A 19,997-nucleotide genomic window follows, 5' to 3' on the forward strand; every position below is an offset into this window, starting at 1 on the left:
TTCCATCCATTCCGGCTATGCCAGTCATCGACCGCGTCTTGGTACCTGGCCCTGAAGTCCGCATCGTCTGGAGGAGTCTGTGCTGACTCGGCAGAGTGTTTCGTAGGCGCGGCGTCTGGGAACCGCGCGTAAATCTCCTCTACGGTCGTGCCCTCGGGTGCGCGGAGCGCAGCGAGGATATGCGGTGGGAATTGGTAGCTATGGTCAGTCATCGGTGTCACTCACTCTGGGACGGCCAACCGGGTCTCGAGGTGTGGAGTGCAGGCAACGGGCCCGGTCGATTGCTGCAGCGTTGCATGCGTAGATGGGTGGTTTCGATGAAATCGAGGCCTCTCCAGTCCCCAAAGATGTTGCGGACAGGTTTTTGGCGAGGGCCATGCTGGTTAACGGGCGGAGTTCTGCCGCTACGGCTATAGGTGAAGAACACTGCATCGTCAGCGACCGGAATCCCCGGAGAAGTGGCGCAGACGGCAACACCGCCGACCTGGGCTGATAATGGGTGCCAGGTTGGATTGTTCTGTGGATCGGGGTCAGGGAACGGTGCTACCCACATGTAGGTCGTGTGCGGTGGGTTGTGGCGTGGCGAGAGGTCGTCGGACCATACGTACGCGGACACGGATGCTTCCCGAAACCCAGGGAAGTAAGCATCGGGGCCGAGTTGCGAGCGCAGATACCGAGATTCGGCTATCCCGCGGACAAAGGTTCCGTCGGCGCTGTCCAGGTCGAGGTTGGGCGTCTCGAGCCACACGATTGGGTAGTTCTCGATCGTTGGGGTTGCCACAGATGGATTACTCGCCGGTGAATCGTCACTGGCAGGGTTGCAGGCGGCCAACAGTAGAACCGCAACCGCTGACATGACAACGCCGGCGACACGCCACTCACGCCTGAGTCCCATGGTCACGGCTTGTGGACAGGATCGTTGGGATGCTCGGGCTTCGGGTTATCTGGCCCCGCAGGCCAATCCGGCCTGTCCTGCCCACGTTCGTAGCTGTCCTGCCACCCGTCGGACACTGGCCCCATGAAGTCCGCCCATCTATTGTTTTCCTTGACTACCTCCCAATCCAGCTGACCATCCGGCCCAAACCACTCTGGATATTCCTGTCTCAGCTCGGGGTGCTCACCCACATACCCCGAGAATTGGTAGAATTGCAGCACTTTCGGGTCGTTGAGTTGGGCCACCCAATCCGGGTCGTTGCCTTGATTGGCTGCGTTCTCCCGTACCGGTGCCTCGCCAAAGATTGCGTCAGCCAGCGGCTGTTGCATGAGTAGCTGCGTCTGGGAACCAAATGGAAGGAGTCCGGTAGCGTCTTTGACTGTACCGAAGAACTGCATTTGATTGTTGTAAATTCTCATTCGTTCTTCGAATTGTGAATCGGAGAGGTACTCCACCGCGTGTCCATTACCGTCGGTCATTGCTTGCGACAACACGCCAGCGTGTTCGGCCAGCGAGCTCTGGTGTGTATCGAGTCCGTAATGAACGGCCATCAAGTTTTGCCACTTGAACGCAGAAGAGTTCAGCGTGGCTGCTGCCTCGCCGTCAGTGTTGATTGAGCGGAAGATGTTCTCCAATTCCCCAGGGGTAAGCCTGTCAGCACCAAAAGTATGGATACCGCTGCTGGTCTCATTGATCCCGCTGAAGTCTCCCAGATAGGGGCTCAGCACATTGGCGAAGATTCGCGCCATCTCCGGGTTTCGCACGCCCAACCCCTCGTTGACTGCGAGATCGTCGCGTGAGCCGAGATAGTGTCCCAGAGAGCTCGCGGCCTCCCGTGACATCGTGGCTTGATAGGGATTCGCGGAACCGGCTTCGTCACCGACCCAATCGAACAATTTGTGGAGGCCGGAGCTGCCGTGTTCCCATTCTTGACTGACCAGCCCGTTGAGATGGATGCCTGCGTTGTAACGTCCACCGTCGGCGCAGGTTACGTCCATGTTGTCGCCGGTGATGAAATCGTGCGAAGCGATGCGATCAGTTGCTGCGGCCGCCAGGGCCTTGTCGAGAGCCCGGTCGAATCCAGCGGCGGTCATGTTGTTGCCGGATCCCGGTGATTCGCCAACAGCTGAGATTTCCGCAACTTGCTTGAGAATGCCGCGGTTCACGTCGGATCCAACCCGCAGGTTCTCGTCGCTCTTACCCATGAAGTCGGTCATCTTGAAGAACTCATCAAGGTTCTTGACCCGAGGCTTCCCACCTACCAAGAGGCGCTCTGCCACAGAAGGATTGGTGCCAGTGACCATGTTGGTGGTCAACAGGGATCGAATGCTCGCGGGCAGCGCCTGCATTCCTCCGTGATCGCCGGCGCCAGTTCGGACGTTAGGGATGCCGAGGATCTGCGATGCATTCGCAAGGTTGTTCTGGACCTCGCCATGCTGAGTACCCTCGCCCAAGGCCAGGATCGAGTCCATCGACTTTCCATCCAACTCGGCTGTCAGTTCGCGCAGGAAGTCGAACTGACCCTGCGGCAATGTGGCAGTACCTCCGTTGCGCAGGGCTTCGAGTTGGTCGGGCGTGAGCTTGGTGCCTTCTTCCAGAACGCGGCGCTCGAACGGCGTGAGAGGCTGACCCTCGGAGAGCTTGTCTGCGATTCGGTCAGCAACTTGACCACCCAGCGCCGACGACACCGGTGCCAGCGCACTGACATCTGCGCTTGCCGCGTCGATGGCGCCCGCGCATGCGCTGTCCGCGTGGTCGAACTCAGATACCAGACGACTCAATGCGGCGGTCGCATTTGCGGCCGCGTTCGCTCGTGCCCGTTGAAGGTCAGCGAGTCTTTGCTGTGCTTCCGCATCGCCAGCGGTCATCAGGTTGGCGAGGCCGTAGTTGTATGCGTCGGTGACTTTCCAGTCGTCGGCGACCGCGTAGCCGTCGCCTTCGTACCCAGCGCCGTCGGCGGTGAGTCGGTCGGCGATGTGCGACATCGAGGAGGTCCCGTGGGTGACTGCAGCTGAGACTCTCTCAAGAGCGTCCGCTACGCGGGTGAGCTGTACCTTCTCGGCTGCGGCCCGGGAGTCGGCTGCGTCGCGAGCGTCGCCGGACCAGTCCATGCCCGAGATGGTCCGGTGGATGTTCTCGCCATCCTTCTCGATATGGCTCCCGAGGGTGTCGGCAGCCTTTGCGGCCGCGGGAGCCGCACCGAAGTCGAAGCCGTCGACCTGCGACCGTGTGGGACGCATCAGTGGTTGGGTGCCTGGTTGAAGTCGCCGAGAGCTTTGAGGCGTTCCGCGCTCTGCTTGTCGGTACCGTCGAATGTGTCTGCGGACTCGTTGAGGATTGAGACCCACGCGCCGACGCGAGACTGAACCACTTCGACTGCCGATTCAGCTGAACCCGCTGCCGCGGAGAGTGCGCGAGCAGTGTCGGTGCCGCTGAGACCTGCTGCCGCCTGACGGATCGGAGCCGCGCTGGTAGCGGCTGTGTCTGCGCCGGTCTGACTCTTCCCGATCTGGTTGCCTGCGGTACGCAGCTCTGATGGATCGACATGGAAATCCGTCACTCTGTGTCCTTCCCCCGAACCGCCTTCTTACCAGGTCAGCTGCCATCAGGTGCAGCCGGCCCGACGAAGTTCACCTTCGCTCCTCAACCACTTAGACGTACCTGTGGGGGGCATCGGTTCCATCGGGTTCCCAGCGACTTGTGTCGTCTGCCATGAGCCTCGAGCTTTCACGGTGATTCCGTGGCGTGACAGAAGAATGGTGCCCTGACCTGGGATGATTGGACTTACCGCAGTTTCAATCGGACCAGTTCGAGGAGCACCATTCCGGTGAGTAAGTCTACGTCGTGTTACCCGTCGTTGTCGGCAGATGGTCCCGGAACCGGGGTGGTGTCGCACGCCGCGCGGCGGTCCTGCTGCGCGTGGTCGAGAAAACCGGTCTGAGCAGCCAATTGTCGACGGTGTTGTTGAACGCCGTGGCGCAAACCTGCGGCCACCCACGATCCGGGCAAGATCCTGCTCGACCTCGCCATCTCGGTCGCCCTGGGCGGGGACTGTGTGGCTGACATCAACCAAGTGCGTGCCGACCCGGGCGTGTTCGGGCCGGTGGCCTCGGATCCGACGGTGTCGCGGCTGATCTCCACGCTGGCCACCGATGCACCGGCAGCCTTGTCGGCGATCAACACCGCCCGCGAGCAGGCGTGGACCGCGGCCGGCGCCGCAGCCCCCAGCCATGACCGTGATGCGCGGCACCCGTTGATCATCGACCTCGACGCCGCCCTGGTGACCGCACACTCCAATAAAGAGCTGGCGATGCCGACCTGGAAGAAGGGCTTCGGTTTTCACCCGCTGTGCGCGTTCGCCGATCATCAGGCCGCCGGCACCGGTGAACCATTGGCGATCGCGTTACGGCCCGGTAATGCCGGGTCGAACACCGCCGCCGATCACATCGCCGTCGTCGAGCAGGCGTTGGCGCAGGTACCCGGCGGCGATGGCTATCGGGTCGGCAAAGCTGTGTTGATCCGTACCGATTCCGCCGGTGCTACCCACGACTTCCTCGACTATCTGACCAGGCGGCGGCTGGCCTACTCGGTCGGATTCGGGCTCACCGAAGCCATCGCCGAGATCATCAACCGGCTGCAACCGCAGACGTGGACCCCGGCCCACGACGCCGACGGTGTTGAACGCGACGGGGCGTGGGTCGTGGAACTGACGGGCATGCTCGACCTTTCAGGCTGGCCCACCGGGATGCGGGTCATCGTGCGGAAAGAGAAACCGCATCCGGGGGCGCAGTTGCGGTTCACCGACTCCGACGGCATGCGGCTGACCGCGTTCGCCACCACCACACCCCGCGGTCAGCTGGCCGAACTGGAACTGCGCCATCGCCGGCGTGCGCGTTGCGAGGACCGCATCCGCACCGCCAAAGACTGCGGCCTGACGAACCTTCCCCTGCACGGCTTTGATCAGAACCGCATCTGGTGTGCCATCATCGCGTTGGCGTGTGAGTTGATCGCCTGGACCCAGATACTCGCCTTCGACACCACCCCCGCCCGCCGGTGGGAACCCAAACGGCTACGACTACAAGTCTTTTCGATCGCTGCCCGACTCACTCGCCACGCCAGGCGGAGCCGACTCACACTCGCCGCCACCGCACCCCACCTCCAGTTGCTGCTCGACGGGATCGCCCGACTCGCAGCACTTCCCAACCCCGGCTGATCCTCCGGCCAGCCTGACCCACGACTGAAAGGACAACGCACTTCGGGGCCGTGAACCCCGACGCCCACCGACGCTCGGCCACACACTCACCGCCCCGGTCCGCAATCCGGTCCTCAGACCACCCCACCGGACCAACTCACACAGCAGGCGTCACCCCGCGAAACATCGAGGCTTAAGCCATCGATCCACCGATTCGTATGCGGTTGGTCGGTGAGGGATAGACGAAATGCCCTGTCTGAGTGACAGAATGGGACTTGTCTAGTGTTCCAGCCGTACACGCAGAAGGGCATCTCGTAGATGCGATTGTCTCACAGCCATCCGGTCTGGTCGGCATTCTGTGATGATCCGAATCTGCTCGGAGCGGCCGGTGTGGTGCCGGTGATGGCGTTGGCCGAGCAGGCTGGCCTCTCTCGCCTGTCTGGTGAGTATCTGACGGTGCCCACCGACAAGGGTGCCAACCCAGATCGGAAGATGTTTTCGCTGGTCGCCGGCATGGCCGCCGGCGCCGACAGCATCGACGACATGGCGGTGTTACGACACGGTGCGATGGGCCGGGTGTTCGATCACCCCTACGCCCCGTCGACATTGGGGTCGTTTCTGCGGGAGTCCTCCTTGGGCATGTCCGCCAACTCGACGCGATCGCCCTTCGGGTGCTGGCCGGACTGCACACCCGCACTCCGGTACTGGCCGGGATCGACGGCCCGGTGATGGTCGACATCGACGACTCGATCATCGAAGTGCATGGCCCGGCCACACACGGTGCCGGGTTCGGCTACACCCGGGTACGTGGGCTGAACTCAGCGATCACCACCCTCACCACCGCGCAGGGTGCACCGGTGATCGCCGCGCAACGACTACGCGAGGGGGCCTGCAACTCCGCCCGCGGGGCACACCGATTGATCGCCGATACCCTGGTCACCCTCACTCGGCTACGATCAGCCGATGCGTCGGGGCCGGTCTTGCTGCGCGCGGATTCAGCGTTCTACGGCTACCGGGCGGTCACGACCGCGATTCGGGCCGGTGCGCAGGTGTCGGTCACCGTGCGCCAGGACTCCCACGTTCGGGCACAGATCGCCACGATCGCCGAGGACGCCTCTATCGAGTACACCGACGCAGTCCTCGATGAGAACACCCGACGGTGGGTCTCGCGTGCCGAGGTCGCCGAGATGCCGTTCACCGCGTTCACCTCGAAAGCCAAAGCGCGGCAGGTTCGAGGTCGGCTGGTCGTAGGCCGCGTCACCGATTTCCAACCCGATGGGGACGGCCTGTTCGGTGTGTGGCGGTTCCACGCGTTCTTTACCACCAGCGACCTCGACACCGTCACCGCCGACAAGACCCACCGCGGCCATGCGATCATCGAACAAGTCCATGCCGACCTGAAGGCCTCCGCGTTGGCGCATCTGCTGTCGGGGAAGTTCTGCGCGAACGCCGCATGGTTGGTGTGCGCGGTCATCGCGGTCAACCTCACCCGCGCCACCGCCTGCCTCGGCGGACAGCGCCTGGCCAAGGCCACCACCTCCACGATCCGGCGTGCCTTGATCTGCGTGCCCGCCCGCATCGCCTCCTCTGCCCGGCGCATCACCATACACCTACCCGCCCGATGGCCCTGGGAAAACGAGTGGACCCTGTTGTTCGACGACACGATCGGCCGACAACACGCAGCCTGATACCTAACCCATACCTAACCCGAGTGGCCCACCCGCCCCGAATCCGAAACCCAGTGAAACAAGCCGACATCAGAGACCGGCGACTCACCCACGCCCACCATCGGACCGAACGCGGTCAACACCTTTCACCACACCCCGCAAAGCCGATCGGTGGATCGAGGCTGAGCCCCCACAACCGCCAAGACCAGCAAGGACACGAACCAGCGCGCCCACGACTTCGTCGATGCCGCTGCTCAGGAGACCGCGTGACTGCTCAGGTGAACAAGTATCCTTCGTGGCACATTGATCCCATTGGTTGGTACTTGCGTTCCCATCAGGTGTTCGCATGCGTGCCTTCCCTCATTGAGCCGGGTAAGGCTCCGCTCCTGGCTCTTTCGCCTATGCGTCGACCTTTTCCCCCGGTACGCGAGGCACGCCCTGCGCAACCGACGCGCGATGCAGGGCCGTCTGGTACTCCGTTGCAATCCGGTCAACGATGGTGCTAACCGGTTCGATCGTACGGATGGTCTGTAGCCCCTGGCCGGCCGCCCACACGTCCTTCCACCTCTTGATGGACGCGCTGCCGGCGGTGTAGTTCTTCGAACCTGTCGGTGACTGGAGGTTGTCGGGGTCGAGGCCGCAAGCGACGAGACTGGGTCTGAGCCACGATGCGGGCGTGCCTGTGACGGCGGAGCTGATGATGAGGTCATCGGGCCCGTTGTCAACGATCATCTGCTTGTATGCCGGTTCAGCCATGCTCTCCTTGGCGGGGAGGAAGCGGGTGCCCATATATACGAGATCTGCGCCCGCGGTGATAGCGCCGGCCACACCGTGGCCGTCTGTGATGCCGCCGCCGATGATGATCATGCCGTCGAAGAACTCGCGGACAGCCGAGGTGAACGCGAACGGCGACAAGTGGCCGGTGTGGCCGCCCGCTCCAGCTGAGACACAGGCCATTCCGTCGACGCCTGCGGCTGCCGCCTTGTGGGCGAGTTTCATGTTGACGACATCTGCGATCACCGTGCCGCCATAGTCTTTCACCACGTCCATCACAGGTTTGGGTGAACCGAGTGCAGTGATAACGACCTGCGGTTTGTACTCGGCGATCAGCTGCAGATCGTCCTGTAGCCGTGCGTTGCTGCTGTGCGTGACGAGGTTGACGGCCCACGGCGCCGGCGAATCTTCACCGGCTGAGGACAGATGGTCGGTGATCAGTCCCATCCAGGTGTCGAGATCGGCAACCGTGCGGCAGTTCTGGGTGGGGAATGAGCCGATGACGCCGGCCTCACATGCGGCAATGACGAGATCCGGTCCGGAGACGAGGAACATCGGAGCCGCGACAACAGGGACGCGAAGAGCGCTGGGGATGGCGTTGTTCATGGTGTCCTTCTCTGAGTTACGTTGCGACAGTTGGTTGTTCGGCTAAAAAGGGGTCAGGCCTGCGAGCAGCAGGGATGCATGCGCGCGGTCGACCTTTCCGAGTGGGGTCAGGGGGAGCGTCTCGACACGGTGCACGGATTTGGGTCGCTTGAAATCTGGCAGGCGGCGTCGACTCTCGGCGAGAACAGCGGTCTCGTTGGCCGTGTCGCCCGTGTACGCTGCAACGATGCGCTGACCCCAAACCGGGTCCGGAAGGCCCACGACGACCACATCGTGGACGCCGGGGATGGCCGACAGTGCCTCTTCTACTTCGAGGGGGTAGACGTTGTAGCCGCCGGTGATGATCATGTCCTTGCTGCGCCCGGTGAGATGGATGTAGCCGCATGCGGCTCGGTATCCGAGGTCGCCGGAGTAGAGGCACCCATCGGTATGGCTCTTGCCGAGGTCTGTTCGGGAGGCGGCGTTGTGGTAGCCCTGGCTCACCGCCGGACCGCTCACGACAAGTTCTCCGACCTGGCCGTCGACGCAAATCCGGTGGTCCTCGCGGAACTCGATGTCGACATCCGCGCATGGCCGCCCGATCGAGCCGAGGATGTTCGGATCCTCTGTCATTCCACGCCTGTGATCAGCCGGGGTGAGTACCGTCAGCGGAGGAATCGCCTCGACCATGCCGTAGTACTGGACGAGGTTCGGTGTGATCCGACGGTAGGCCTGACGGAGATGCTCGACCGGCATCGGCGCCCCGGCGTATGCGAGCATCCGCATCCGCCGCATCGGTGCGAGTTGCTCATCGGTGAGGTCGAGCAGGCGGGCGACGACCGTGGGCACCAGCGCCGTGTGGGTCCCGCCGTACGTTCCGATCGCGGCAGCTACCTCGGCAGGCCGGGCATGGTCGAGCAAGATTTGTCGCCCACCGCACTCGAGAAACGGCAGAACGAACAGGCCGCTGGTGTGGATAACAGGTCCGGCGTGAACGAAAACCGGGATGGTGGGGCCGTCAAGGGTACCGGCGAGGACATGTTCGCGCATCGCGCGCATCGATGCCAGGCGATTGCGGTGTGAGCGCTGCGCTCCCTTGGGTATTCCGGAAGTACCGGAGGAGTAATGCAGGGCGCAGAGCGAATCGGGGGCAAGGTGCGGTAATGCGCGACGCGCCGGGGCAGCGGCGGCGACGTCGTCGAGGGTATGCGGTGCGACGGCGGTCGCCACAGTCGAGATCAGGACTGCGGCCGACGACCGCGCAGCAAAATCGGCGGCCCCGGCGATCCGGGGGTCAAAGACCACGACAGCAGGGTTACAGTCCTGCATGATGCGGGCCCAGTCGACCTCGCCAACCCTGGGGTTCAGCGCCACTCGTACGTGTCCGCTGATGGTCAACGCCAAGTCCACTTCGACTGCGGCGACAGAGTTGGGGAGCAGCACGAGGACTGTACTGCCCAGGTTGACGCTGAGGGTGCCCAGTCCCGCCGCCAGTCGGTGAACTCGGTCGCACAGATCGGTGAAGGTCACCAACCCGTCGCTGTCCTCCACGGCCACGCGGTCACCGAACGTGTCGGCGGCGGTACGGATCACATCTGCTATCGACATGCATTCTCCAGCTCTCCAGTTCGCTACAATTATTGAAGTAGACAACGTACGGTGCGCTTTGGCAAGTGACCACGGCAGGAAGAGGTGGAGCGGTATGGCTGGCGCTAGGGGATCGCATACAGATGTGCGCACGCCTTGGGTGGTTGACGCTGCTCGAACACCTTTCGGCTCGGCGCGAGGCGCACTCTCGAACGTTCGCGCGGACGATCTCGCGGCGCTGCCCATCGTCGACCTGATCGGGCGTCATCCCGGATTGGATCTCGCACGAGTAGACGATGTCGTCTGGGGCAATGCGAATGGCGCCGGCGAGGACAATCGAAATATTGCGCGAATGGCGGCGCTCCTGGCCGGACTGCCGGAAACTGTGCCCGGAGTTTCGGTGAACCGCTTGTGCGGGTCGGGCGCAGAGGCGGTTCTCGCCGGCGTCAGGCTCGTCGCGGCGGGCGACGCGGACGTGGTGATCGCTGGCGGCTCGGAGAGCATGAGCAGGGCCCCCTACGTGCTCCCACCCGTCGACGCGGCCTTCCCTCGCACGCTCGACCTCGTCCCGACGACCGTCGGGTGGCGGATGGTGAACCCGCGCTTCCCTGCGCCGTGGGTGGAGTCGCTCGGGCGTTCTGCGGAGCTGGTCTCTGAGGAAAAGGGTGTCGAACGGCTCGAGCAGGACGAGTGGGCGCTGCGATCGCATGAGCTTGCGGCGAGCGCGTGGGCTGGCGGCCTACATGACGGGTTCGCCATGTCCTATGCGGGTCTCGAACGCGACGAGCCGATCCGCGCGGCAGACCCAGCGGCGCTGGCGGGACTGCGACCAGCCTTTTCGCCCCACGGCAGTGTCACTGCGGGAAACTCCTCGCCGGTCAGCGACGGAGCCGTCGCCGCACTGATCGCGGGCGGTGATCTGGCGCGGGGTCTCGGGGTCGAACCGCTGGGCAGGGTGCTGGCCTCGGCAGTCGTCGGCGTCGCTCCGGACAGGTTCGCGATCGCGCCGGTCGGCGCAATCGGACGAGCACTCGACCGCGCAGGACGGTCCCTCGCAGACGTTCGCGTTCTGGAGTTGAACGAGGCATTTTCGGCTGTGGTCCTCTCGTGCCTTCGTGAGCTGCCCGAGATCCCGGCCGACCGGGTCAATCCCTTCGGGGGCGCTATTGCAATGGGGCACCCGCTGGGTGGATCCGCCGCGCGGATCGTCGTCGACTGTCTTCGGCACGTGCGCAGGCTCGGTGGCGGAATCGGCGTCGCGGCGGCATGCATCGGAGTCGGGCAAGGGATCGCTATCGTTGTGGAGGCCTGACGCGGACCGTCGATGGGCAGTGCGATGAAGGTGGTGCATGTGGGGGAGGGCGATCCCGTTGCAGTGTCGCCGAGCCCGATCGCGCAAACGATCGACCTGCTCGGGGATCGGTTGACCGTCGTCATCCTCCGCGATGCGTTCGTCGACCACGTTCGGCGATTCAGTGACTGGATCGAAAGAACAGGTGCGCCGCCAGCGGTCCTGACTTCGCGACTGAGCGCGTTGCTCGACGCCGGGCTCATGGAGCGTCGACCCCGACCGGGTGCGTACGACCGGCACGACTACCTGCTCACCGAACTCGGGCTCGCCACCTGGGAGTTCTTGGTCAGTGTCTGGTCTTGGCAGCGCGAATGGTCCCCAGAGGGCCTGCTGCAGCCTGAGTTCGTCCATGAGGACTGTGGTCATCGCGGACCCCCGGAACTCGCGTGCCGGGCCTGCGGGCGCACGGTCAAGGCGCGTGACGCTCATCTCGAGGTCGATCCCGCGACACTGGTCCTGGCGGCGCGAAGCAGGCGACGGCGGTCATCGCGGAGCACGCCGGACATCGGCCGGGCGGACTTGCAGTTCTCGGTGGTCATGGAGGCGATCGGGGACCGGTGGAGTGCGCTGGTCACCGGGCTCGCGCTGTCCGGGGTACGCCGATTCGGTGAATTCCAGTCGATCTTGAAGATCTCGCCCACCACGCTGACCGAGCGCCTGACCAGGCTGACCGAAGGCGGCGTCCTCTGCCGCGCTGATGGTGGCCGGGATTACGTCCTCACCCCGCGCGGTCGGGCGCTGTTCCCAATCTTCGCCTTCCAGCTGGCCTGGACCCGCCGCGCACACCCCGAGGTCCCGGTGGAGCAACTCGGTCCCCTGCTCCATCACGTCGAATGCGGGCAGCCGCTGTGGCCTGCCCTGCGGTGCCGTGGATGCGATGCCATCCTCGAGCGCACCTCGGTTGTCTTCGAGCCCTGAAGAGCCCCTTGATCCGCACTCGCCGATAAGTCTCGGCATCGTCCAAAGCCTTGCCGGATGAAACCACAACGTTGACAAGTCGCACGCCGATTGGTTCACTTCATTAACGGTAGTAAGAGCGTTGGCCCGGACCAGCAGTGGCCACCCCACCTACCGAGGCGCGCCCTTCGTCGACAGAAACGAGCGTTCATGTTCTTCACGCCCCACCTCTCTCTTCTGAACTCCGCAGTCGAGGCCAACCGAACCCGGTCCGCGTGGACGGGCTTCGCACCGATTGCCCCACCTGAACCAGAGCGCGCGGAAACGCTGGTTGGCGCGTACGACGGTGTCACGTTGCAGCTTTCGGCTCCGACTTCCTCTGTCGTCACCGCCGACGAGATCTCGCCGTACACCGAAAAGTCGCTCAACGTCACCTACGCCGCCCCCTCGGTCGAGGAGACGCTGGATGGTGCGGTGGCCGCCGCCGACAAGCTTCGGGATGCAGGCGTCGAGGAGCGCGTGGGGGTGTGCCTCGAGTCGCTGCGCCGAATCCACCGACGCGGGCAGGAGTTCGCCGCCGTAACCTCCCACACCACCGGGCAGAGCCTGGGTATGGCGTGCAGTGGCAGTGGGACGAACGCACTCGACCGTGGGCTGGAAGCCGTCGCGATGGCGTGGGCCGCGATGTCGAGGGTTCCCGAAACCGTGACCTGGCAGCAGACTTTCGGAAAGAACCCGGTGACGCTGCGCAAGCGGTTCCGTCCGCGCCCGGTCGGGACGGCTCTCGTCGTTGCTTGCGCATCCTTCCCGGCGTGGAATGCCTACCCTGCGATCCTGGCGAACCTCGCCACCGGGAACCCGGTACTGGTCAAACCGCATCCACGTTCGGTGCTCGGGACCGCACTGGCCGTGCAGGTCATCCGGGAAGTACTTGCCGATGCAGGTCTGCCGGCGGACGCGGTCCAACTGGTAGTCGACACCGTGGAGAGCCCGATCGCCGGCGACCTGGCTGCCCACCCGGCCACCCGAATCGTCGACTTCACCGGCAGCCAGAACTTCGGCTCCTGGCTCGAACGCAATTCAGGTGACGCGCTGGTCTTCACCGAAACCGCAGGCGTCAACACCGTCATCCTCGACTCGGTCCATGACCTGGCTGCGACCCTGAGGACCCTCGCCGGTGGGCTGTCACTGTTCAGCGGGCAAATGTGCACCTCTCCCCAGAACATCTATATCCTGGATGGGGGTGTGAACACCGCCGACGGAACCGTGCCCAGGGACGAAGTCGTGACAGCGCTGCGCGCGGCGCTCGACGATCTCGCGGCCGCCCCGCGTCGCGCCGCAGCCGTGTGCGGAGCACTCCAGTCAGACGCCACGCTGCGCTCCCTCGACTCCCTCGCCGCAACCGCCGGAGACACGCTCGTCCGCCGCCACACCCCATACGCTCATCCGGACTATCCGCAGGCCCGCGCTGTGACACCGATGCTGATTCGCATCGACCCGCGCCGCGGTCACCAAGTGCCCAACGGTGAACAGTTCGGTCCCGTCGCCTACCTGATCGATTGCGCCGATCGCGATGCGGCAGTGGAGCATGCAACAGCGAGTATCCGGCGTCACGGAGCGATCAGTTCCTATCTGTACTGCACCGACGACTCGGCAATCGACGCCATCGCGGATGCCTATGCGGATGCAGGTGCATCATTGTCGGCCAACCTCGTCTCGTCCATGCCCATGCAGTACGCCGCGGCGTACAGCGACTACCACGTCACCGGACTCAACCCGGCCGGCAACGCCACCCTGACCGACGAGTCCTTCGTGGCCGGCCGCTTCCGGATGGTCCAGGACCGCCGTCAGATCGAGGAGTGAACGCGATGTCCCAGTTCCTGTCCGGCGTCTACGTCTACGATGCCGTCCGATCGCCGAAGGCCCGCGTCCGCAAACAAGGCGGAAGCCTCGCAGGTGTTCCCGCACACGATCTGCTCGGTCAACTGCTCACGGCGGTCCGTGACCGAGGGCTTGACACAGAGACGGTGGGAGACATCCTGATCGGGACCAGCACCGCAGTCGGCGAGCAGGGGGGAAACATCGCCCGGGCCGCTGCCTTGTGGGCCGGATGGCCGGACGACGTCAACGCGGGGGTTGTGTCCCGGCTGTGTTGCTCAGGCCTCGATGCCATCGAGGTCGGTGCCGCCAAGATCGCATCGGGAATCGCCGAGGTCGTCGTGACGGGCGGAGTCGAGTCGATGTCGCGTGTCCCGATGATGGCCGACAAACCCGCGATGGCTCGCGATGAACCCCTCGGCGAACGTACCGGATTCGTGACGATCGGTGTCTCGGCCGACCTCACCGCGTCCCAATACGGTTTCACCAGAGAGGATCTCGATCAGGCCGCAGTCACCTCCCACGAGCGGGCGCTGGCAGCACCCGCATCTGAATCGATCGTGCCGATCCGGGTGGGGGAGGAGACGGTGTTGGCAGCGGATGAGGGGCCCCGGCCGGGTCTCGACCTCGCGGCGCTCGCGGAACTGAAGCCGCTCTTTGGTGAGGACCCGTCCTGGGAACGCGTCGTGAACCGACTGCCGGCGGTCTCCCAACCGGTCGGCGGACTGCACACCGCCGCGACGGCGCCTGCACTCGCCGACGGTGCGGCAGTCGCCGTCCTCGGATCACGTTCCGCAGCCGCATCTCTCGGGCGCAAGCCGATCGCAGAGATCGTCGGGATCGCCCAGGCTGCGGTGCGCTCACCACTGCTCACAGCACCGGTCGACGCCGCGCGGCGCGCGCTGACCAATGCGGGAATCGCTGCATCAGAGCTTGACACCGTGGAGGCCAACGAATCCTTCGCAGCCTCGGTTCTCCTGATCAGCGACCAGCTCGGCCTGGATCCGGACAAGGTCAATCCTGTCGGCGGATCCATGGCCACCGGCCATCCGCTCGGCGCCGGAGGCGGAGCGCTGTTGGTCAATGCGGTCGATCAACTGCACAGGATCGGCGGCGAGTACGCCCTTGTCACCATCCCGGCAGCGCTTGGGCTCGGCGCCGCAGTCGTCGTCCGGCGCATGGGATGAACACCCTCCACTTCACCATCGGAACGGAAAGCCTATGAACGACATGAATCTCCCATCTCCGGGGCCTTTGCGCGGCTGTCACCCGGACACCGTTGTTCGAGAGAACCTCGAGCGCGACTGGTGGCGTGGTGAGACCCTGCTGGACCTTTTCGACGGGCACGTGCGTTCGCGTGGCGATGCGATAGCCGCTAGTGATCCTGGGAACGTGACGGAGCTATCAGGAATCGATGCGAAGTCGCTCACCTGGCGTGAACTCGATGCGCAGGTCGACGACATCGCGTCGACCCTCCATGCTCACGGTATCGGCCCCGGCGACGTCGTTGCGGTTCTGCTTCCCAATTCGGTCGCGCTCATCGCCACGTACTTCGCCTTGTGGAGGCTCGGTGCGATCGCAGCACCGATGCCCGCCTCGTACCGCCGGCACGAGTTGAGCCGCATCGTCGAATCGGCTGCCGCCGTCGCCGTCGTCACCTCCACTCGACTACACGATCGGGCTCCGCACGCAGAAGCCCTCGGCCTCATCGGAGAGTCGTCGCCGCTACGCCTCGTGTTCACCTTCGGATCCGTCAACGGTGATGGTATAGCCCTGGATCGGCAGCCTCCGTCAGACGATGAGCTCGAAGCGGCGAAGCACGCGGCCCGACGGATCGATCGAACGGTCAACGACTGCATCACGATCTGCTGGACCAGCGGCACCGAAGCGGACCCGAAGGGCGTCCCCCGATGCCATGGCGACTGGCTCGCGATTGGTCAGACTACTCAAGACGGTCTTCAGGTCACTCCCACCTCTGTGATCCTCGGTCCCTTCCCGATGGTGAACATGGCTGGATTCGCGACATCGCTGCTGCCGTGGCTGTTGAGCGGTGCTCACCTGGTGCAGCACCACCCACTTGATCTTTCGGTGTTCCTCGACCAGATCCAGCGACACCACGTCACACACGCGAGCATGCCGCCTGCGGTCCTCACGATGTTGCTTCAGAATCCGGCACTGCGAACGGCTTTCGATCTGTCGTCGCTGCAGACCGTCGGCTCCGGTGGAGCGCCGCTTCCGCCCGGCGTGGTGAAGGACTGGCAGAACGACCTCGGCATCGAGGTCCTCAACTTCTTCGGATCGAACGAAGGCATCTGTCTGCTCGGTGCCCCGTCCGACACGCCGGATCCCATGATTCGCGCCGAATACCTTCCGAACTACGCCGCTACCAGCAGGACCTGGGCCACGTCGGTGGCAAGGCAGACTGACGTTCGGCTGGTTGACGTCACGACAGGCGAGCCGGTCACTCGCGTCGGCGATCGCGGAGAGCTCCGGTTGAAGGGACCCACTGTCTTCGCGGGCTATCTCGAAGGAACAGCCGAGCGGAGCCCCTTCGACGGAGAGGGATACCTCTGTACGGGGGACGTTTTCGAACTGTGCGGGGACGGCGAGTACCTCAGATTCGTCGACCGGAGCAAGGAAATCATCATTCGAGGCGGGATGAACATCGCACCCGCTGAGATCGAGGGTCTGTTGATCGATCATCCTACGGTCGCCGATATCGCGGTCATTGGGTACGACGACCCGGTTCTCGGAGAGAAGTGCTGTGCGGTAGTGGTCCCGAAGCCGGAGGCGTCCATCTCACTGGACGAACTTGTCGAGTTTCTCCGCGAGAAAGACCTCGCATCCTTCAAACTCCCAGAGCGTCTCGTGGTCAAGAACCAGCTACCCCGCAACGCCGTGGGAAAACTACAGCGTCGCGAGCTTCGTCTCGAGATCGCTGCGGACGGGTAAAGCGATGCCGACCAACGAATTCCCCGTTGCTCCTCCCCGTCCGACTCCTGCCGGGGTTAACGCCCCACTTGCCGAGGAACTGACCGCCATGCTCGACGGGCGCATGCCGGGAATCCTCGGCATGCGGGTGGTCGAGGCTTCACCGGAAAGGGTTGTCGGAGAGTTCACCGTCAGCGAGCGCGTGCTGGCGCCGAACGGCTACCTGCACGCCGCAGCAGTGGTCGCCCTCGCAGATACCGCCTGTGGAATCGGAACCCGCCTATCACTGCCGGCGGGTGCGACCGGCTTCACCACACTCGAAGTCAAGACCAACTACATCGGCACCGCTCGCTCGGGCGTGGTCACGGCGACCGCAATACCCAGCCACGCCGGTCGAAAGACCCAGACATGGGACGCAACCGTGCGGGACGGTGACGGCCGGACGATCGCGCTGTTCCGCTGCACGCAACTTGTGCTTCACCCCTGATCAGCCCGCTTTTCAACAACGATAGGAATGACGATGACCCACACACAGTCCTCGATGAAAGACGCACCGATCGCGGTGGCCGCGCCGGTCGACAATGGCGTCGAGAACCCGTATCTGCTCGGTGTGTTCGCACCGGTTCGGGACGAGTTGACGTTGGACAATCTAGAGGTGATCGGCGAGATCCCCAAGGACCTCAACGGCGTCTACCTCCGCAACGGTCCGAACCGGCAGTTCGATGCGCCGGGTCGATACCACATGTTCGACGGCGACGGCATGATCCATGCCGCGCACTTCGAGAACGGCACGGTCCGCTACCGCAACCGCTACGTGCGCACCGCCGCGTTCGAACGGGAGGCCGAAGCGGGTCGGGCCCTGTGGACCGGGCTGATGGAGAACCCCGAGGGTAATCCGTTCGGCAACGGGCACGGTCTGGGGATCAAGGACGCCGCCAATACCGACGTCATCTACCACCGTGGCCAGGTGCTCGCCACCTGGTATCTGTGCGGCAGCCCGTACGGGGTCGATCCACTGTCGCTGGAAACGGTTGGCGCCCAGGACTTTCTGGGTACCTTCGCCGGTGACATGATGGCCCACCCCAAGGTCGACGAGGCGACGAACGAGTTGTTTTGGTTTGACTATGGCCCGGATCAGAACTACCTGCGGTACGGCGTCATCGGAGCGGAGGGTACCCAAACCCATCTGACGCACATCGACTTACCCGCACCCCGCCTGCCGCACGACATGGCCATCACCGAGAACTACTCGATCCTGATGGACCTGCCTCTCGTGCAGGACCAGGAGGCCAGGAAAGCCGGCAAATACCGAATATTCTACGACCGTGAACTCGTGTCACGTTTCGCGGTCGTCCCACGCCACGGTACCGGTGCCGACGTGCGCTGGTTCGAGGCGAGGCCCTGCTACATCTACCACGTCGTCAACTCGTGGGAAGAGGGCGAGGAGATCGTCATGGACGCCTGTCGGGTGAAGAATCCGCAGCATCAGACGACTTTCGACCACCCGCTCGCCAGCATGCTCGCGTACATGCGCCTCGATGCCCAGCTGTACCGCTACCGCTTCAACCTTCGGACTGGGCAGACCACCGAAACTGCGCTCGACGACGCGAACATCGAGTTCCCCAGCGTGGACTCGCGGATCATGGGCCGGCCGCATCGCTACTCGTACAACATGAGTCTCGGCACTGAGCCGATGCTGCTCTTCGACGGCATCGTGCGGTTCGACTCGCAGACTGGCTCGAAGGTCGAGCACAAGTTCGGGTCCGGAAGATGGGGCGCCGAGGCGCCGTTCGCGCCGCGCGACAACTCCACCGGAGAAACGGACGGCTATCTGGTCTGTTTCGTCAACGATGAGATGGAGGACCGGGGCGAGATCGACATCTTCGACGCCGAGGGTGTCGAGTCCGGTCCGGTCGCCAGAATTCTTCTGCCTCAGCGTGTTCCGTCTGGATTCCACGCGTGCTGGGTTCGTAGCGATCAACTCGCAGAACCAGCGATGCGCCCGTGAGGCGACCGAGAGGGGTGTGGGTATCGGGAGCATGGTGGCCCGGACGGACCGCGTTCGCAGATGCATCACCCGTAACCGCTGTGAACCCCGCGACGTATGAAGCGCCGGGCAGTCCGGGCTTTACCGGTGGCAGTACGCGTCGTCACCAATGAGCGAATGCGCCATTTTCCGGTGGCCGTTAGAAGTGCTGTCCTGTGCTCGGCGGCATTTCCCGCCGGTACCCCGGTAGTGAGTAATCCGCCGTTCTACGGGCCACCGAACGCGATCCAGATCGTCGACGGGCGAGTGCAGAACACGATCACCGAAGGTGGCCGCCGGGCGCACGAGTTCTCCCTGCGAATCACAGCATCTCGGTCGGAGCTGTGTCATGCAGCGCCCTGGAGCATGGCGGGATCGACTGTGCTTCGGGCGCACGGGGATTCCGTTTCGCCGACGGTAAGCTAACGACGCGCTGAGCGCTCCGATCGCGCTCGAAGCGACGTGTTACCGCGCCGCCGGCGGACGACGATGATACCTATCGACTCGACAAGCCACGTCACGGGAATCCACACATAGCACGACAGGACATACCAGAAGCTCACCACCGCGAACCCAGCCGCCAAGCTGGGGACTTACAGCGACCCACATGCGCTGCCGATCGCGGTGATCGTCCACCCCGCTTTCACACCCGTCGCGATCTCCGCCCGGTCCTCCACCGTCAACATCCTGCGTGCCACCACAACCCCCCTGTCCCTCAACCCTTCTGGGCTACCGTTGCTACGAGGGTATGACACCGCCTTCGGCTACACCTCGGACGAAGGTCCCGTCGGGGCTGTCCAAATCGAGGTTTGGGGTGTCCAGCCAGACGATGGGATAGTCCTCGATCGATGGGATTGGCACAGGTGAACTACTCGCGGGTGAACTGCCGTCGCCGGGACTGCAGGCGGCGAGTAGAAGAATCACAACTGCCGACATGGCAGCGCTTGCCACGCGCGACGGACGGTAGGCCTGTGTGCCTACCGTTTGTTCGGCAGGGCCGCCGGGGTGCTCACGTTCCGTGCCGACCTCGCCATGGCCATCGGCGGCGTCCTCTTCCTGCCCAATGGCATCGACATGCACATACGCCACTGCGTGTCCTTCCCCCGCACCGTATTCACATTGGTAAGCCGCCATCTGTGCACGCAGGCCGACGACGTTCACCATCCCTCTTCAAC

The 19,997-nt window shown here is 64.1% G+C and carries 10 protein-coding genes and 3 pseudogenes; 9 read left to right on the forward strand and 4 right to left on the reverse strand.

Annotation, left to right across the window (positions count from 1 at the left end):
* Window positions 1-897: 897 nt before the first annotated feature.
* Window positions 898-3,174, reverse strand: a complete 2,277-nt coding sequence (locus QSJ19_RS25630) for a TPR repeat domain-containing protein (protein ID WP_286323871.1) — start codon at window positions 3,172-3,174, stop codon at window positions 898-900.
* 587 nt (window positions 3,175-3,761) lie between these two features.
* Between QSJ19_RS25630 and QSJ19_RS25635 the strand changes: the two are divergent.
* Both QSJ19_RS25635 and QSJ19_RS25640 read left to right on the forward strand, forming a co-directional pair.
* Window positions 3,762-5,147: pseudogene (locus QSJ19_RS25635) on the forward strand (IS1380 family transposase).
* A 297-nt stretch (window positions 5,148-5,444) separates the two neighbouring features.
* Window positions 5,445-6,814: pseudogene (locus QSJ19_RS25640) on the forward strand (IS1380 family transposase).
* A gap of 378 nt (window positions 6,815-7,192) precedes the next feature.
* On the opposite strand, the gene QSJ19_RS25645 reads toward QSJ19_RS25640, so the two are convergent.
* Both QSJ19_RS25645 and QSJ19_RS25650 read right to left on the reverse strand, forming a co-directional pair.
* Window positions 7,193-8,173: an NAD(P)H-dependent flavin oxidoreductase gene (locus QSJ19_RS25645; RefSeq protein ID WP_286323872.1), complete on the reverse strand. Its 981-nt coding sequence runs from the start codon at window positions 8,171-8,173 to the stop codon at window positions 7,193-7,195.
* 42 nt (window positions 8,174-8,215) lie between these two features.
* Window positions 8,216-9,760: a class I adenylate-forming enzyme family protein gene (locus QSJ19_RS25650; RefSeq protein WP_286323873.1), complete on the reverse strand. Its 1,545-nt coding sequence runs from the start codon at window positions 9,758-9,760 to the stop codon at window positions 8,216-8,218.
* Here QSJ19_RS25650 and QSJ19_RS25655 point away from each other — a divergent pair.
* From QSJ19_RS25655 to QSJ19_RS25685, 7 genes are all read left to right on the forward strand, one after another.
* Complete coding sequence (locus QSJ19_RS25655; RefSeq protein ID WP_286323874.1) at window positions 9,759-11,051, forward strand: thiolase family protein; 1,293 nt, start codon at window positions 9,759-9,761, stop codon at window positions 11,049-11,051. The genes QSJ19_RS25650 and QSJ19_RS25655 overlap by 2 nt on opposite strands.
* Before the next feature lie 12 nt (window positions 11,052-11,063).
* Entirely contained in the window at window positions 11,064-12,008 is a 945-nt protein-coding gene (locus QSJ19_RS25660; protein WP_286323875.1) for a winged helix-turn-helix transcriptional regulator, read from the forward strand.
* Between the two features lie 333 nt (window positions 12,009-12,341).
* Window positions 12,342-13,850, forward strand: coding sequence for an aldehyde dehydrogenase family protein (locus QSJ19_RS25665; RefSeq protein ID WP_286323876.1), 1,509 nt, complete (start codon window positions 12,342-12,344; stop codon window positions 13,848-13,850).
* A 5-nt stretch (window positions 13,851-13,855) separates the two neighbouring features.
* Window positions 13,856-15,052 (forward strand): thiolase family protein, encoded by a 1,197-nt coding sequence (locus QSJ19_RS25670; protein WP_286323877.1) that lies wholly within the window; start codon window positions 13,856-13,858, stop codon window positions 15,050-15,052.
* Entirely contained in the window at window positions 15,012-16,817 is a 1,806-nt protein-coding gene (locus QSJ19_RS25675; RefSeq protein WP_286323878.1) for a class I adenylate-forming enzyme family protein, read from the forward strand. The genes QSJ19_RS25670 and QSJ19_RS25675 overlap by 41 nt, the downstream gene beginning before the upstream one ends.
* 4 nt (window positions 16,818-16,821) lie before the next feature.
* The gene (locus QSJ19_RS25680) at window positions 16,822-17,283 is read left to right on the forward strand and encodes a PaaI family thioesterase (RefSeq protein WP_286323879.1); all 462 of its coding nucleotides are present in this window, start codon (window positions 16,822-16,824) and stop codon (window positions 17,281-17,283) included.
* Window positions 17,284-17,316: 33 nt separating this feature from the next.
* A complete protein-coding gene (locus tag QSJ19_RS25685; RefSeq protein WP_286323880.1) occupies window positions 17,317-18,804 on the forward strand; it encodes a carotenoid oxygenase family protein in 1,488 nt (495 codons plus the stop codon).
* A 607-nt stretch (window positions 18,805-19,411) separates the two neighbouring features.
* Here QSJ19_RS25685 and QSJ19_RS27085 read toward each other — a convergent pair.
* Window positions 19,412-19,508: pseudogene (locus QSJ19_RS27085) on the reverse strand (helix-turn-helix domain-containing protein); the annotation flags it as partial.
* Window positions 19,509-19,997 lie beyond the last annotated feature (489 nt).

The organism is Gordonia sp. ABSL11-1, from assembly GCF_030315685.1.
Classification (GTDB): Bacteria; Actinomycetota; Actinomycetes; order Mycobacteriales; family Mycobacteriaceae; genus Gordonia.